Here is a 15,091-nt window from a genome sequence, read left to right as displayed (position 1 = left end):
TTTGAATTAATACACTCCATGCAGTCTGTTATCATAGAATGACATAATTTTCTTCTTTCTTTCTCTTTGTTTAAATATAATATTCCTTATTGTCACTTTTAGAAATCCTCTGAATGTACCGACGGCCCGTTCTTTTAACAGTATTCCGTTCGAAAGAATGGAACGGGCAGCGCTCCATAACTCTTCCGCTTCATGACGTCCGATTCCAAATTTATGATACACATAACTAATTATTTCTTCTTTATAGGTTTCTATCCGGTGGAAAAGGACAGATGAGTCTCCTGTTTCCCATACGGAAATAATAGTTTGCATATCCCTGTATGCATCCAGTTGCAACATTTTAACATCACCACTCTCTATTTTTTTTCTATTCGTTCTGATCTCTTCGAGAAATTCGTTCCTGCTAAAAATCCGAAGTTCATTCAAGGTGGTTCCTCTTACACAAATACCATCCAACTTGCACCGGTCTATCCCGTTGAAAGTAGAATACATCAATTTCCCTATTGAAATATTCAAATTTTCTCCTCTGCGTTTATGTATCTGAACCATAGTATTTCTGGCTAGCTTCAAAATAATTTCATGACCATTCTTCAGTACATGTTTCACACGCCCCAAACTACTCACATAATACCCGGGGAATCCTACTATCTCTTTCCAAATTTCATTCATCTTTATTCTTGTTTTACTATAATTCTATGCTGCTACTTTTCTCAATTCGCGTAGTTTCTTGCTGACAGCTTCACAAAGAACTCGCGCCATTGTAACCTCTACGGCATTTCCTATGAATTTCTTTTGGTCGGCTTGTGTTCCGATTAACACATAGTTTTCTGGAAACCCCATAATACGCTTTAGCTCTGGTATGCGTAGCATCCGCATTTTAATATCAACTATCCCGTATAAGCCCATGAACTCTTTTATTTTTTTGGTCATAGGACTGTCGGTATCATAAATCTCGATTGCTACACGTCCGGTTTCGGTTGCGACCAAATAAGGTGGCATTTTATCCATACGTGCTATAAGAGTAAAACATGGGTTATCAATGGAACCACCTGCACTATTAAATTGAGGGTTCATTAGGTAGTGCCACTTTCTATTTGCAGTGACTGTTTGTGCGGGCTCTTCTATGCTACTACCAACGTTGGAGAAGTTTGTATTCATAATCCACGGTTTGCAACTAACAAGATTGTACTTAGGATTGGCAGTAATACATCCAAGCGGCTTTTCTGTAGATGAAGGTTTGCTGTTTCCATATTGCTGGTCTATGAAATATGGAGAAACGAGAGAGAATCGATCCTTCGTTGTTACGGTTGCAGACGGTTCATTTATTGAGCGGTTAAATCCGTTACCGTAATGAGCTGATACAAACGCATGATGGTCTTTGCATGTAATTGTTCCGGCTGGTTCATTAATAGAAACATTCTTGCTTTCGGGGTGTCCACTGAACTGTTTTGAAAGAAAGCATACCTGCGCAACTCCCAGTCTGTTTTGCGTAGCTACTACCGGGCATGGTTCATCAATCCCAGGGGCATTATATTTCCCAGTTCGGCTCATGGAATTATATTTGATAAGAAAAGCATCTTTGCCCCCGGCTACAAATTTTATCAGGCCGGCATAGATACGTTCCATTGTCTTTTCAGCAAGTGGCTTCTCACGAAAAATACTTGTTCCTTCATCGGAAAAATCCAATATCTCTTTAACCGGGCGCCACTTTTCCAAACGACCAAACATATCTTGTTTACCGTTTTTACAGTGAGTAGGTTGCGGAAATACTATCGGTAATCCATTTTTAGCAAATATACCAAAGAAGCGTTTTCGAGTAGTATATGCACCATAGTCGGCAGCATTGAGAATACGGAAATCAAAGTTGTAGCCATACTTTCTTACGTTGCGTACCCATCTTTGATATAACCTACCTTTATCCATGCTGATAGGCTTTCCGTTTTCGTCCATATCACCCCATGACATAAACTCCTCAACATTTTCAATCTGGATATAATCTGGATTAACAGCTTCAATATAACGAAAAAGATGTTCTGCCAGTGTCCGACTGTCAGCATCACGTGGCTGTCCGCCTTTTGCTTTGCTAAAATTAGTACACTCCAAAGAAGCCCAAAGAACTAAGTGGGCGTCTGGATATAGTTGTTTCATTCGTTGTACGTGCGCTACTAGAGCTGATAGTTCCAGTGTGCGTATATCTTCAGTGAAATGCATTGCCTCCGGGTGATTGGCTGCATGACTAGCGATCGCATTAGTATCGTGATTTACGCAAGCGATAATCTTTGCGCACTGTTCACCATTTATTCTCGCTGATTCTACTCCAGTGGACGTTCCTCCGGCACCACAAAATAGATCGACGTATAGTAGATTTATATTATTCATTTTAGATTTTGTTTATTAATACTCATTTGACATTCTCTCAACTTTTTGAGCAGGAATCTGCCGGGCTGGTTGATACCGCCTTTTTTAATTTCGGCAATCAGCTTTTTACATTCTTCGAACAGTATCGGGTCTTGGATATATAGGCGAACTGAATCAGCATCGGATTTTGTCAGGTTCATTAGCAGAAAAACATACACAAAGTAGTTTTCATGAGACATTACCCTTATTTGTCCTTCACGCTCCATTCTCTGTAGATTTTGGATGATTATATAGAAGTCACACATTGAGGGATTGTCTAGCCATTGTTTGATGAGCCCCGTGCCGATAGATGATTCTTTACCGTTTTCGGCAAGGCGCATAGCTTCCCATACGTCATTTTCTGTTATGCCCGGTTTACCACGCAATTCTGACTTAATATCAAAATATTTTTCAGAAGAAGGAGACGAAGTTATTCTTCCTCCTCTGTCCGACGAAACGCCCCCGTTAGGGGGAGTTTGAGGAGGTATTTTCTTTTCTTTTATTTCCTTTTCTTTTATTTGTGTACTTTCTGCGGAGTTTTTGGGCTTTTCTTCGGAAGAAATGCGTTTATCTTCGGAAGAAATAAGGTTAAACTCTGAAAATTCACACTTTCTTCTGCAATCATCACATATTCGTTTATAGCGTTCTTGTATTCCGATTGAAGTGAGAACTTTTTCCTTATCAAAGAGTTCTTTAGAAAACAACCCTAATGCCAGGCAACATCTGACGACCTCCTGTATATACGCTTCTTCAAAACCGGTTTGTTCCGATAATATGAAGGGCAACTCTTCGTCCCACAACATGTAATACCCATTTTTATAGATAAGACAAAGCAGGAGAGCATATACAGTGACGGCCTTGCCACGCTGGTACTTGATCAGTTTCCTTATTTTTATGTCCTGAAAAAAGTCAACGTCAAAAGGAAAATAGTCGAGCCCTTTTTTTACATTTCGTCCCATATCATTCTGTATTTTTTAGATAATCATCCACTTCACGAATGAAATCATCCAGCGAACGGCACACAACATATTTGTATTCTCCGTTTTCACAAATTATCTTTTGCCATTCTTTCTGTGAGTCAGATTGCCGACCAACAGGAGTTTTCATTTCAATGAGCAGCGCACCATAATCACGATTGCTTTTCAACAGAATCAAATCGGATACACCGGCTGTTACACCCTCATCTTTCAATTTACCACCTGTAACAGTATCGCGTCTTCCTCCGTTCGGCACTGCAAACAACCGGCCTTTCAACTTCGGATGCTTCAAATTGAAGTATTTTACACAAGCGCATTGTATGCGGTGTTCCTCATCGTTATGTTTTTGCTTCTTTTTTTGTTTTCTTTCCTTTGAGAGCATCTCTTCCAATGTCATGGCTGTTTTCATTTTTAGGTGTAACAATAGTGTCCTTGCCAGTTTTGTCGACTACGACTTTCTTTCCTCCAACTGTTATTGTTGTCTTACAACCTTCAGGAAGTGATTGGATGAAGTTGCGTACAATAGGGGAGTTGGCATTTTCGCTGATGGTATCTGTAATGGATTCTTCGGCAGAATACGGGTAAACATCCATGATAGCGGTTTCGGAAACAGATGCAATTTGATAATCTGCCATTGTTCCCTTCATGCCTTCGTCCAGTTTCTTCACTGCGTCACGTAAGTCGGCAGCCTGTACCAATACTTGTGTGGAAGTCTTTTTTTCCGCACCGCTTTTATCATCCAGTGTGATAAAAAATAGTTTGCATTTGAACCAGCGGTCGGCACTCGCTTCGTCGCTAGGGAAGAGTTCACTATAGTTGGCACGTTTAATGTCTGATATAGTAAATTCTCCAGAGATAAATGGGGTCATTTCTTCGATGATCCGTGCTTCGGCCTCTGTAAAGCTAAGTGCATCGACAAGATAAGGTTCTGTAACTTTCTTGTTCATTCCATTTTCCATTACTCTTTCGTAACGGATTTTACATTCAAACCATGTGTGCATCATAAATTCATTCGAGCTTTAAGTTGTTTACTAATGATGAGCTTGGCAGAGCGTTGAGCTGGAATAACAACTGTTGTTCCCTTGCTAATATTCCGTGCTTTCTTTCTTTTGGAGGTGTGTGCCTTAATTGTGGCAAAACCACGGATATAAACACTCTCACCTTTACAAAGAGAATTTTCAATAGCATCAAAAACGCAATCTACGGCTTGAATAGCTTGTGAACGACTAATAGTCGTATTGTTGATGACGTGTTCAACGATTTCAATTTTCTTCATTGTTGTATTTTTATTAAAATGGTAAATCACTTCCGTTAGGTCTACAATCCTCAATTTTGTACTGAGTATCTTCAATTGATTTTATTGTACATAAAACGTATGCTTTCTTCTTAAGAAGAGTAGCAAGTCTTTTCGCTTCATTTTCGGCGCTTTCCAAATTCTCATGTTTGTAGGTAGGAGTGGCGCATCCTTCTACAAATACCATATAAAATTCATCCATAGCTCTATTTAGTTATTTATAAATAGCCCGCATTTCCCGTTAATTTGGTTTTCCTCTGCTACTGTTTCGACCTTGTAACTCGTACTGCCAACGCAAGCAAGACTAACGAGGATAGATGGTATCTTAATGTTTGTCGATGTTGGCCATCTGTTCCATTCCAAACTTACTGATTACTACAAGGTGTTTACGGGCTATTTTATTTTACTTCTATTCTAATTGTTTTAAATAATATTTGCACTTGAATCCTTTTCGTGGTGAAAAGTCGGCAAAATCACAAGATTTAAATATTTGATGTTTGTTAGCCCACTGTGCAATATCCTTTTCGTATAATGTTGGTTTGCGATCATTATTAAAGTCTCGGTATGGTTGTACAAAAGGTGAGATTCCCAACTCCTTAAGTCGGTTTAACCGATACATATCTTGTTCAATTGTTGAGTTAAAGCCGACTAGAACATAGCAAGACAAATTACGAGGTTTGATATATTTAGTCACTTCTTTTAGCTTTTCAGTAAGGTCAATATCCGGTAAATCCCAAGCAATGTGGATTCTTCTTTTCAATTTCAACTTACTCAAGTAAAATGCTTGCTCCTCATTCATGATCCTGACATCAACACCATGGAAATTAACCATTTGTCCAGCTTTTATAAGATAGTCAATAGCTTCTTTCCATCTCGGGTTTGCAAAGAAGTTGTTGTCTAATACTTCTATCCATTCTCCCTTGGGATTCAGGTCTACAGGGTGGACGGACCGGATGTAGCCCTCTTTTTCCCGAACCAGACAAAATGGGCATTTCCGGATACAGCCTCTTGAAAAGAACTGAATAGAAAAATGATATTGTGGATAAATGGAATAATCCATGAGTGTGCTACAAGATATTTCAAATGGAAGCTTCTTATGAATATCATAACCGGTTCCCCCTTTTTCGATAATATCAGCTTGTAATGTCATATAATTAAAGTCTGGAGTGAAAGTAAACACTTTGCTCGCTAGAACTTTATCATATCTGTTGAAAGGAGTAGCCCATTCTACTTGATCGCCTTTTGCCTTATGGTATGCAGAGGCACGCATAAGAGCGAAGTTTGGAAAGTTATGACCGTCAACGTCTATTAATCCAATGTTCATTACCTATTGTTTTAAATTATTATTCACCCAGCATCGTATTATACATCGCACGCTTCAAATCCGGGCGCCAGGCAAGACAAGACTCTTGTGGATCGCAGAAGGTGTCAATCAGACATTCGGCGGCGGTAACAACGCGCTGCCAGTTGCTGCATCCGCATAATCTCATTCTGCGTTTAATAAACTCGTATAAGACAAGACGGTTGTCCACTTCATCCTCATCACAGTATTCTTCCTCGGCTATTTCTTTACGGATGGCAAGAAGTTCCAGTTTATCCTCGTTGTCATCATCCCACTCTGTCCAGCTTTCCTCATTACTCCACCTATTGTTGAAGAGTTCCTCCATCGGAGAAAGCAGATTGTATACTTTCTCAAAGTCATTCTTGGATGCTTTTGCTATTGTTATTTGATGTGTTGCCATATTATTTTTATTCTTGATTTGAATCGGTAGATAGAAGTAAGACGATAGCTGCAATGGCAAAAGTCATTCCTAAGATGGCATACGTATATGACTTAGATGATTTGGATTCTAAGGCAAAATGAAAGTTCAAAGCAAAAAGGATGACATTTAAAACCACAAATATTATATCGAAATAGATTCTCATATTACTTTATTTACTGGTTACTACTAATTTTTTATTCAGTTTTTTTATTAGTTGTCTTATTACCCATGCGCGACATACATTACGTTGCCCGGGGTGATTGTCATACATTATTGCAGCGTCATCAAGATATTTGATAATTTTCTGCATGTCTGTTTTGCATACTTCCATTATCCCGATGCTGTTAAGAATGATTTGACCAGTTCATTGAAATACATTTCATCGGTCGGAATATCATCGTCAGAGTTCATAATCTCGGAAGCGATGGATTTCTTACGGTGAATAAGGGAGTATATCGTATGGTCGATTGTACCACGACCAAGCAGATAATAACAGGTTACATTGTCCTTTTGTCCTATACGGTGCGCACGGTCTTCACATTGACAGCAATCTGCATATGTCCATGCAAGTTCAATGAAAGCAACATTTGAAGAAGCTGTGAGTGTGAGGCCAACGCCGGCTGCTTTAATGGAACAGATGATGAGTTGCACATTGGGGTTGTTCTGGAAAGCATCCACGGAAGCCTGTTTGTTTATTGCGCTATCACGCCCTGTAACTGTGACGGCTTTCGGAAATACCTTTTGCAGTTCATCTACAATCTCATGAAGCGAGCAGAACACAATCAGTTTTTTGCCACTGTCAAGGAATGTCTTGATAAAGTCAACAGCTTGTGCAATTTTCCCTTTGGTAGCTAAGGAACGAAGTGTCATGAACTTCACAAGTGCTTCCATACGCATCTTGCGGCGTATTTCCCAATCTGTACATTCTGTATATTCTTGTAGGTATGTAGCGAGATCGGAAGCTGCAAGATTGTATTCGGCACTGTTGGATATATCGACATACAGGTCTACTCGTGTTTTGTCAGGTAGCTGGGGAAGTACCTTTGCTTTTTCACGGCGTATCATGCAAGTATCATAGAGTTGCCGAGATAGTTCGGAAAGTGGTACAGCCGGTTCCGCATCCTTGTCTTTCGGGTCAGTGCAATAGTCAGCTATGAATTTTCCGCGACCGCCAAAGTCGTTTAATCTGTTCATGATAGAAAGTTGCGCTATCAAATCCTCCGGACGGTTGACAACGGGGGTACCTGACAGGAGTATTATCCATTCCTTGCCAACAGACAAACCTTTGGTAAAGATTGTTTGCTGTGCAGACGGGTCTTTCACACGATGGCTTTCGTCGATGATGATTGATTTGAACATCTGTATTTGAGGACAGAATACAACATCTTTGAGACGGAACTGCTTACTTTCCGCTTTGATGTCCCAAACAAAATATTTGCGCAAACTTTCGTAATTTACCACTGCTACCTGATGCACTCCCATAGATAACAAGTAATTCCATGTTGTACGTACAGCATTGTCAAGAACGACCGCAGATTTATCCGTGAATTTCTCGAACTCGCGTTGCCAGTTGATTTTGAGCGAGGACGGGCAGATAACAAGACAAGGATATGCATTGGCTGTATCAACAATGCCGATACTTTGCAATGTCTTTCCTAATCCCGGTTCGTCACCGATAATAAGACGGCGGTGTTCCAGTCCATAAACTATACCTTCACGTTGATAGTCGTATGGTTCAACGCGCAGATGATGTTTGAGTCCGTTCATTGTTGTATTTCCAACCATTAAGTTCATAAACACGTTTCTTTGCTTTCTCACGATCGTAGAAGATTGGCTCACTAAGTACCGGAGAGGCTGACTGAAAGCTATCTGTTACCTCTGTATAGCGGTATATGCGGAATCCTCGTCCGTGTGGAGTGTAATGATATTGTCCTACCTGTGGTTTCATTTGAATTCTTCTATTTCTGTGATTAAATCATCTTTGTCAATGCCTTTGATATACTTATTGAGGACAAGGTCAATGCATTGGTTATAGAATTTCTCAAATTCGTGTTGTTCCATGGCGGCAAACGATATACTGAGATACTCTATTTCATGTTCACCATATTCATTGAGAGTATTAGTGAAGTAGCCAAGGTCACGTTTGAATCGGCGAAGCATATCCTGTTCATTATGTATGTGCCACTTCTCGACTAATGGCAGGGGCAAATTGTCGAAAGTAAGGCGTACCAAAGCGAAAAACTTTTTGTGGTGCTCATAATTGCGTGGATTGCTTACCTTACACTTGACTACATTACCAATCTTCAAGTGTTTCTTTAGTTCGAGGTCTGTATTATATAGAGGAACTAATCCATATTGAGTTACTTTGCAATATATGTCCATTGTTAATTGTCTTGTGGAGTTAAACACCAGTATTGGAAAGCCAATTCTTCATATTTCTCGCGTCCACGGTTGTAGACCTTATCATCCCGATTGATGAACTTCTTGAATACTTTGCAGTTCTTTTTGCTGATAGCATAAATGAAATCACGGTCGGAACCTGCAATGTCCATATACCAAGCACGACTCCTGTCCCAATCGAAGAAGTCAATCGCTTCTTCAAACTGTTGCTGTGTTGAGGCAAATGTGGTTTTAAGATCACCGCCAAAAAGGCCGAGCCACCAATCCCACTTACATCGTGTATCAAGCGAAAAGGGGAAACCACAATAAGTAAATTGTTGTTGTGTGTTTACCATGAAACGCTGTGTTTCGGCATAACCAAGCACTTTAAAAAGGAACTCATCGCGGCGTGCTTCCATGCGAAGTGCTTTCTGCATTTCTTGTGCATGTCGGAACTCATCTTCGGTATATTGTTCATCATCTACTGTCAGGCGGTAGTAGTCTACTCGTGCTGGTTCGGTAATAATTGCATCTACCAATGAGCCAAAACGAAATGCAGCTTCTTTATCACCAAATTGCATTCGAGGATGAAGAATATTTTTCAGTTCGGTGAGGTCAGAGTTACTGACCTCACTACGACTATAATATGTATCGGGATTGTGACTCATGGTTACTTTGCTTTCACATCGTCAATATATTGTACACTCTCATTTTCAATATAGACACTATCCTTGTTAGCCAGTTTTTCACAGAACGTAATTTGTTTCTTGAATAACTTACTCAACTCTTCAACCGAAAGCGTGCACCCTTCTTTACTCCACCACATTGAGAGTATTGGCATGATACCTTCAGGGTTAAGTAACTCTATCTTTTGAGTGACTTTTACTTTGGGCTGATAATTCTGCATAGAAGCTTGTTCAGAAAATAATCCGTTCATTTCAGCTTGCTGGCGTGCCATTTCCGCCTTTTGCTTTTCTTCCTCTTCTTTGCGTTTGCGTTCTGCCTCTCGCTCTTCGGCTTCCTTGCGTTGGCGTTCTTCCATTTCAGCTTTGACACGTGCAGCTTCGGCCGCATCAGCTTGTGCCATGCGTTCGAGGTTTGCTTTCTTTGAGGGCAGACGGTCAAGAATGAAATCCTTGTTGTCTTGGATTTCTGCAGTGTATTGTTCGGTAAATTGCTTACCAAGGCGTTCCTTTGTGTCAGTTTCAAATTGTCGAAGCTCGTCTACCGAAATATTGGCAGGTATACGGATGAGAGTATGAAGATTATGTAACCAGTCAGCAGGAAGAGAAACCGAAAAGTTCTTTACCTCACTGTACACTGTGTTATAGTTCTCGAGCGTAACACTGTTATCCTTTGTAGTGAGCCAATTGATGGATTGATTGAGATATGTTTGGAATTGTGCCTTAAAATCCCCTTCAATGTCTTGTCTCAATTTTATACGGGTTTGTTCCGCTTGTTGACGTTTGTACTCTTCCTGACGGCGTTTTTCTTCTTCGGCACGTTTCTTTGCTGCATATTGGTTACGGTATTGTTGGAGTTTATAGGGGATAGTATCAACTTTGGTGGGGTCAATAGCATTCTCTATTACCGTAAACTCTCGACGGATGTCATCAAAAAGTTTTGTGACAGGCGAACGTTTCTCGTTCATTTTCCTGACTGTTTTACGTGCTTTTTCAATGAAAAGAGCTGCTTCTTTATCAAGTTCGTCCGTCATCCCACCATTAGCTGTAATAGTATTGAGTATGGATTGTCCGGCACTGATACATCTTTCACATGACAGTTTATTGTCATTATATGATTGTGGAGCAGCAGACACTATGGTCTGTATATTTTCCTGCTTGATGATTGCTAATTCTGAAGACATATGTACAATGTATTAAGGTTAGAAAGTTTCATCGTTATCTCCTTGACTTGCTGGGTCAATAGTTACCCCTGCCGACATGTCAGGTTGAGGTGCAAAATGCTGTTCTTCCTGCTTTTCCTGTGGTTCGGGTTGCGTGGTGTCAATACCACTGTAAGGATCGAAACCTCCTTGCGGGTTATCAATTATGTCAGATTCCATGACTGAACCTTTGCCGATATTGATTTTAGGATAAGTCTTGAAAGCGTGTTTGATACACTTTGCTATAAGGAATCCCGTATCTATCTGACCGTCCTTGTCGTAGAGTTCATTGGGTCTTGTTACCCACTTGTTTTCTTTGCGGTCGAAATAGGTGTTCTGCTTGTCGGAATATCCTTTCAGGCGCATCCAATCTTGTTCCGTCATGACGGAGTAGTCGATGGAGCCATCTGCACGGGTGATTTTCATGAAGCAGGCGATAATCTTATTCGATTTACGGGGAAATGCGGACATGTAGTTTACTACTTTTTGTCCGTTCTGTTCGCCATATTGGAAACTGTCGCCTTCGTAGACGATGATAGGATTGTCGGAGTGGCGTATCTGTCCGGCATTTTTGCGGAGTACCAGTTCTCCGTAGCCGGAAATGGTAAGATTGCAAACTTTTTCCCATACATCGCTACCCTTGTCGTTCGTTCCTATCTTTACAGAACGAGGGATGAGGTAACAGAGAGCCTGTGCTCCCGTGGCAAGGGTTAGCCCCTTTACCGCAAGGTCGATGAATGCGTAGAAGATAGAAGTCCCGGAACATTCACGGAGGTTTGATTTGTCTCGAAGCTGTTGGTTGAAATAGATAGCCTCTCGCTCGTAGACCTGTTCACCTCCCTCTTTCCAAATGGAATTGTACACGCTGATGAACTGGCTACGTACACGTTCGTTACGTATTACTTCGGTTGCTTTCATTTCTTGCAACTCTTTAGCCAATGAAATAGCATTGCTCATAATTAAAAATTTAAAAGGTTTATAATACAGTTTGCTTTTGTGATCCGAAGCAGATTTGAACTACTACTTTCTATTGATGTGCTTCCTACACTATCGGATCTGGTTGTCATTTGAAATAGTCTTGTTGTTTTTGTTGAAGGACGCGTAACTCTACTGTGCGATATTCAACTTTGCCCGGGCGCTTACAGGGATTTATCTTACCCTGCTTGCGCCATCTATCCACATTGCCGCGACCGAACATTGCGTATGCTTGTCGCTGGCTAACCATTTCGGGATCGTTGCGTGTGTCAGCAAGCATTCGAACCACTGATGTAGCAACATCGTGGATGAATGTGTCATAAGTGACAGATTTATCTGTGAAATCAAGTGTGAACATAGAGTGTTACTTTCTTTGATTATTGTGACAATGCATCGTAATATTGTTTATTGGCCATATATTCATCGGCTATTTGGCGGTCGGTGCATCCATTACCGAGTTTCAGATATATAGCCTCGTATGCCTCTTGTGGCATAGCATAAACTATTTGTTCTGTACGATCAGTGGTACCTGCTATACCAAGTAAGCAGAAGAACATAATGAAGCCTGCTACAAAAACGACGATTTGTTTAGTGACTCTGTTGAAATTCATAATTTAATTTTTTACGTACACATTGTATTTATCTAGTGATTTCTTTCACGATTGAAAAGCAATGCATTGGTTGCATTTATGTCGATGAAGTTTGTCCAACCGGCTTTATGTAGTGCAATTGCCGCTTCTCTGATTGTTATTGAACCATTCTCAACTTTATCTCTTAGTGATTCTAGTATACTTCTCATTACTTCTTTGCTATTTATGGATTATTTTAATCGGGTTACTGTTATTGTACGTTTTTCGCGATCTGTCTCTGTTTGATACTTGCGGTCGAGAATTAACCCGAGGTCAGACGCCTGGGCACGCACACTCTTGGTTTTCGCTATGGGGAAAGTAATCTCTCCGCCTACTTTCAAATCCGTTAAAGCTGGACGTACTTTTACTTGATTTTCTGCCATTTTCTTTGAGGTTTATGGTTTATTGTTTAACTTTATACTGCAAAGATAATCAATCTACTTGATTGCAAGAGTAAATATACTGATTTAACAAGTAAATTAACTATTATTAAAACATGGAGACCATAAACGACAGGCTGCAATGGATTGTCAATGAAAAATTTGATGGCAATAAAGCTGCTTTTGCAAAAGCCATTGGAATCGTGCCAACAAGTATATCTAATTATTTAGGAAAGCAAAGAGCGTCTAAACCTTCCGTTGATATGATTGCTAAAATCGTCAATGTACTTAATGTGGACGCTCGTTGGCTTCTCACAGGGGAAGAGACAGCAAAAGTTGAGCAAGTTTTAACTCATGGTGATTTCTCACCGGCTTCAATCCATGGGGATGTGGTGAATGGCAACATGGATATTGCTGTTTTGCAAGAAAAAGTGAAACATTTAGAGGAACTTCTTGCAGAAAAGGAAAGGTTGATAAGTGTTTTAATGGAACGGAAATGAGAAAGGGTTTAAGCTGTATAGGTCTTTGGTTGTGTCTGCTTTTAATTGTAGGGTGTTCGAACTCAGATAGCCAACCTGAGAATGTTGAAGTATATTTGGAAGCTAATACCGACCGTGTTTTATTAAAGGAAGAAGGTGGTACAGCTTACATAAATATTGCTTCCAATACGAAGTGGACGATACTTGTTGAAAATGACGAAATACCAATTATTGATTTGGATATTACTCCACTTGCAGGTGATGGAGATGGTACCATTAAAATAACTTATGGTCGTGAGATAAACAAAGTACAGTGTGAACACGCTACTCTTATTTTTTATTATTATTCTGAAGGAAAAAGAGTAAGTAAGGAAGTAATTTTGACTAGGCAAGAAAACGATGGTAATAAAGATGAAGAGGGTTGGAAAACTTTTATAACTTTTGCAAAAGCTATAAATTCTTTTCCTGCTACATTTAAAACTGCGGATGGGTATAAATTAATACCCACAGCTATTTCGACTTTCTCTACACCTGGGGATATGTATTATATTGCTGGTCAATATAAAGATTCTATGTTTGATATAGAAAAGAAAGAAATACATATAGAGCTTTTGAGTGATCCTGTTTGTATAAGTGAATTGCCAATTGGATTTGAGAGTGTTGATACGTACCCTTCAAATGCTCCTTTTTATTCATCTAATTATAATGAAGTTAAACCTGTATTTTTTGATGAACATACTATAATTATTCCTATGTTTTTCTGGGTATATGTTGCTAGTACGACTGATGCGATACAAGAAGAATTAAAACGGCATTCTTTTATGTTGGTGTATGATTCTAATGGAAATTCTGATAGTAATTTGGTGTTGTGTTTATTACATAATGTTTCGGATGATGAATATAGGATAAGAACATCATATACTGTACAATATTGTGCGTTTGATATAGCGCCTGCAATTAGCCGATTTGAATTGGAGAAAGGGAATAAGCCTAGTAGAATGACAATAGAGTATAAAATAAATTCATCAAGTGATCATTTAGAGACTGCTAGGATTGAAAAATATATTTTAGATTATAAATTTCAATAGAAAAAATAGTGTGAACAAATAGTTGTACAATATTATAGAACTCGTTGAAAAGCAACGATAATTAGCTGCGGCTCAGGCAGCTATTGAGGGATAGTTGAATACACTGGTTAGGTACTTGACTATCTGATAAATAGGCTGTAAATACTTGTGAAAGTATTTGCAGTCTATTTTATTTTGTACAAACCGAAAATTGTGTATTTTATAAAAAACTAACTAAAAAGTTGTTTTAACGAAAAAAGGGTTATACTTTTGCACCCCGGAAACGGATCTAAATGGGGTCTAATGGTATAATTAAAAAAAACAAGAAGATGAAAAAGAGTTTATTATTGGTAGTTATCATGTTGGTGGCTATCGCTGTAAAAGCACAGGACATTTACGTAGGCGGATCTTTGAACGTTTGGCGTAACAGCACGGACAACACTACATCATTTAAAGTGGCTCCGGAAATCGGATATAACTTTAATAAAACATGGGCATTGGGTGCCGAGTTGAATTATTCACATGAATATGATGAAGGCGTAACTGCCAATGCAGTATTTGTAGCTCCGTATGTTCGTTGGTCTTATTATCAGAACAGTGCTGTTCGTCTGTTTATGGACGGAACTGCTGCTCTCGGCTTTGTGAAAATCAAAGATGGTGATACCAGCAAAGCAGGACAGATCGGTATCAGACCGGGTATTGCTGTGAAACTGAACAAGCATTTCTCTTTCGTTGCCAAGTATGGTTTCTTGGGCTACCGTAGAAACATAAATACTTCCGGAGATTCTTTCGGTCTTAAACTGAGTAGCGAAGACTTGTCATTTGGTTTCCACTACGAATTCTGATAAGAAAGACCGAACAAAAAA

21 protein-coding genes and 1 pseudogene are annotated in these 15,091 nt (G+C 39.5%); 3 read left to right on the top strand and 19 right to left on the bottom strand.

Annotated elements, in window-relative coordinates; translation table 11 throughout:
• Positions 1–6: 6 nt before the first annotated feature.
• The 19 genes and pseudogenes from BQ7997_RS09820 to BQ7997_RS09735 form a co-directional block, all read right to left on the bottom strand.
• Positions 7–669 (bottom strand): NUMOD4 domain-containing protein, encoded by a 663-nt coding sequence (locus tag BQ7997_RS09820; protein ID WP_073345849.1) that lies wholly within the window; start codon positions 667–669, stop codon positions 7–9.
• Positions 670–693: 24 nt separating this feature from the next.
• Positions 694–2,379 carry a DNA cytosine methyltransferase gene (locus tag BQ7997_RS09815; RefSeq protein ID WP_073345846.1) on the bottom strand — a complete coding sequence of 562 codons (1,686 nt, stop codon included), beginning with the start codon at positions 2,377–2,379 and terminating at the stop codon, positions 694–696.
• Positions 2,376–3,356, bottom strand: a complete 981-nt coding sequence (locus tag BQ7997_RS09810) for a DUF4373 domain-containing protein (protein ID WP_073345844.1) — start codon at positions 3,354–3,356, stop codon at positions 2,376–2,378. The genes BQ7997_RS09815 and BQ7997_RS09810 overlap by 4 nt, the downstream gene beginning before the upstream one ends.
• A pseudogene (locus BQ7997_RS09805) lies at positions 3,341–3,771 on the bottom strand (VRR-NUC domain-containing protein). The gene BQ7997_RS09810 and the pseudogene BQ7997_RS09805 overlap by 16 nt, the downstream one beginning before the upstream one ends.
• A complete protein-coding gene (locus BQ7997_RS09800) occupies positions 3,713–4,378 on the bottom strand; it encodes a DUF4494 domain-containing protein (protein ID WP_073345838.1) in 666 nt (221 codons plus the stop codon). The pseudogene BQ7997_RS09805 and the gene BQ7997_RS09800 overlap by 59 nt, the downstream one beginning before the upstream one ends.
• Positions 4,375–4,650 (bottom strand): HU family DNA-binding protein, encoded by a 276-nt coding sequence (locus tag BQ7997_RS09795; RefSeq protein WP_073345836.1) that lies wholly within the window; start codon positions 4,648–4,650, stop codon positions 4,375–4,377. Before BQ7997_RS09795 ends, BQ7997_RS09800 begins: the two co-directional genes overlap by 4 nt.
• Positions 4,651–4,663: 13 nt before the next feature.
• A complete protein-coding gene (locus BQ7997_RS09790) occupies positions 4,664–4,870 on the bottom strand; it encodes a hypothetical protein (RefSeq protein WP_004318054.1) in 207 nt (68 codons plus the stop codon).
• Between the two features lie 207 nt (positions 4,871–5,077).
• Positions 5,078–5,992: a radical SAM protein gene (locus BQ7997_RS09785; RefSeq protein WP_008761307.1), complete on the bottom strand. Its 915-nt coding sequence runs from the start codon at positions 5,990–5,992 to the stop codon at positions 5,078–5,080.
• Positions 5,993–6,011: 19 nt separating this feature from the next.
• On the bottom strand, positions 6,012–6,410 hold the full coding sequence (locus BQ7997_RS09780) for a hypothetical protein (RefSeq protein ID WP_008761308.1): 399 nt from the start codon (positions 6,408–6,410) through the stop codon (positions 6,012–6,014).
• Positions 6,411–6,761: 351 nt separating this feature from the next.
• Positions 6,762–8,198: a DEAD/DEAH box helicase gene (locus BQ7997_RS09775; RefSeq protein WP_073345834.1), complete on the bottom strand. Its 1,437-nt coding sequence runs from the start codon at positions 8,196–8,198 to the stop codon at positions 6,762–6,764.
• Positions 8,167–8,379, bottom strand: coding sequence for a hypothetical protein (locus tag BQ7997_RS09770; protein WP_008761310.1), 213 nt, complete (start codon positions 8,377–8,379; stop codon positions 8,167–8,169). Before BQ7997_RS09770 ends, BQ7997_RS09775 begins: the two co-directional genes overlap by 32 nt.
• Positions 8,376–8,813 (bottom strand): DUF1367 family protein, encoded by a 438-nt coding sequence (locus BQ7997_RS09765; RefSeq protein WP_032850348.1) that lies wholly within the window; start codon positions 8,811–8,813, stop codon positions 8,376–8,378. Before BQ7997_RS09765 ends, BQ7997_RS09770 begins: the two co-directional genes overlap by 4 nt.
• Before the next feature lie 2 nt (positions 8,814–8,815).
• On the bottom strand, positions 8,816–9,478 hold the full coding sequence (locus BQ7997_RS09760; protein ID WP_073345832.1) for a hypothetical protein: 663 nt from the start codon (positions 9,476–9,478) through the stop codon (positions 8,816–8,818).
• A 2-nt stretch (positions 9,479–9,480) separates the two neighbouring features.
• Entirely contained in the window at positions 9,481–10,677 is a 1,197-nt protein-coding gene (locus tag BQ7997_RS09755; RefSeq protein WP_073345829.1) for a hypothetical protein, read from the bottom strand.
• An 18-nt stretch (positions 10,678–10,695) separates the two neighbouring features.
• Complete coding sequence (locus BQ7997_RS09750; RefSeq protein WP_073345828.1) at positions 10,696–11,652, bottom strand: recombinase RecT; 957 nt, start codon at positions 11,650–11,652, stop codon at positions 10,696–10,698.
• A gap of 106 nt (positions 11,653–11,758) precedes the next feature.
• A complete protein-coding gene (locus BQ7997_RS09745; RefSeq protein WP_008761315.1) occupies positions 11,759–12,028 on the bottom strand; it encodes a hypothetical protein in 270 nt (89 codons plus the stop codon).
• Between the two features lie 19 nt (positions 12,029–12,047).
• A complete protein-coding gene (locus BQ7997_RS09740) occupies positions 12,048–12,281 on the bottom strand; it encodes a hypothetical protein (RefSeq protein WP_004318077.1) in 234 nt (77 codons plus the stop codon).
• Positions 12,282–12,313: 32 nt separating this feature from the next.
• Positions 12,314–12,469: a hypothetical protein gene (locus BQ7997_RS25710; protein WP_008761316.1), complete on the bottom strand. Its 156-nt coding sequence runs from the start codon at positions 12,467–12,469 to the stop codon at positions 12,314–12,316.
• Positions 12,470–12,490: 21 nt separating this feature from the next.
• Entirely contained in the window at positions 12,491–12,682 is a 192-nt protein-coding gene (locus BQ7997_RS09735) for a hypothetical protein (RefSeq protein ID WP_004318078.1), read from the bottom strand.
• A gap of 113 nt (positions 12,683–12,795) precedes the next feature.
• Here BQ7997_RS09735 and BQ7997_RS09730 point away from each other — a divergent pair, with 113 nt between their 5' ends.
• The 3 genes from BQ7997_RS09730 (at position 12,796) to BQ7997_RS09720 (ending at position 15,070) form a co-directional block, all read left to right on the top strand.
• Positions 12,796–13,179, top strand: coding sequence for a helix-turn-helix domain-containing protein (locus BQ7997_RS09730; RefSeq protein WP_073345825.1), 384 nt, complete (start codon positions 12,796–12,798; stop codon positions 13,177–13,179).
• Positions 13,176–14,246 (top strand): BACON domain-containing protein, encoded by a 1,071-nt coding sequence (locus BQ7997_RS09725; protein WP_073345822.1) that lies wholly within the window; start codon positions 13,176–13,178, stop codon positions 14,244–14,246. Before BQ7997_RS09730 ends, BQ7997_RS09725 begins: the two co-directional genes overlap by 4 nt.
• Positions 14,247–14,554: 308 nt before the next feature.
• Positions 14,555–15,070: an outer membrane beta-barrel protein gene (locus tag BQ7997_RS09720; RefSeq protein WP_022139205.1), complete on the top strand. Its 516-nt coding sequence runs from the start codon at positions 14,555–14,557 to the stop codon at positions 15,068–15,070.
• Positions 15,071–15,091: the final 21 nt, after the last annotated feature.

Origin of the sequence: Bacteroides congonensis, assembly GCF_900130125.1 — a bacterium.
Classification (GTDB): Bacteria; Bacteroidota; Bacteroidia; order Bacteroidales; family Bacteroidaceae; genus Bacteroides; species Bacteroides congonensis.
Note: the sequence above shows the minus strand (reverse complement) of the source record. Positions and strands in the feature narration are given on the sequence as shown.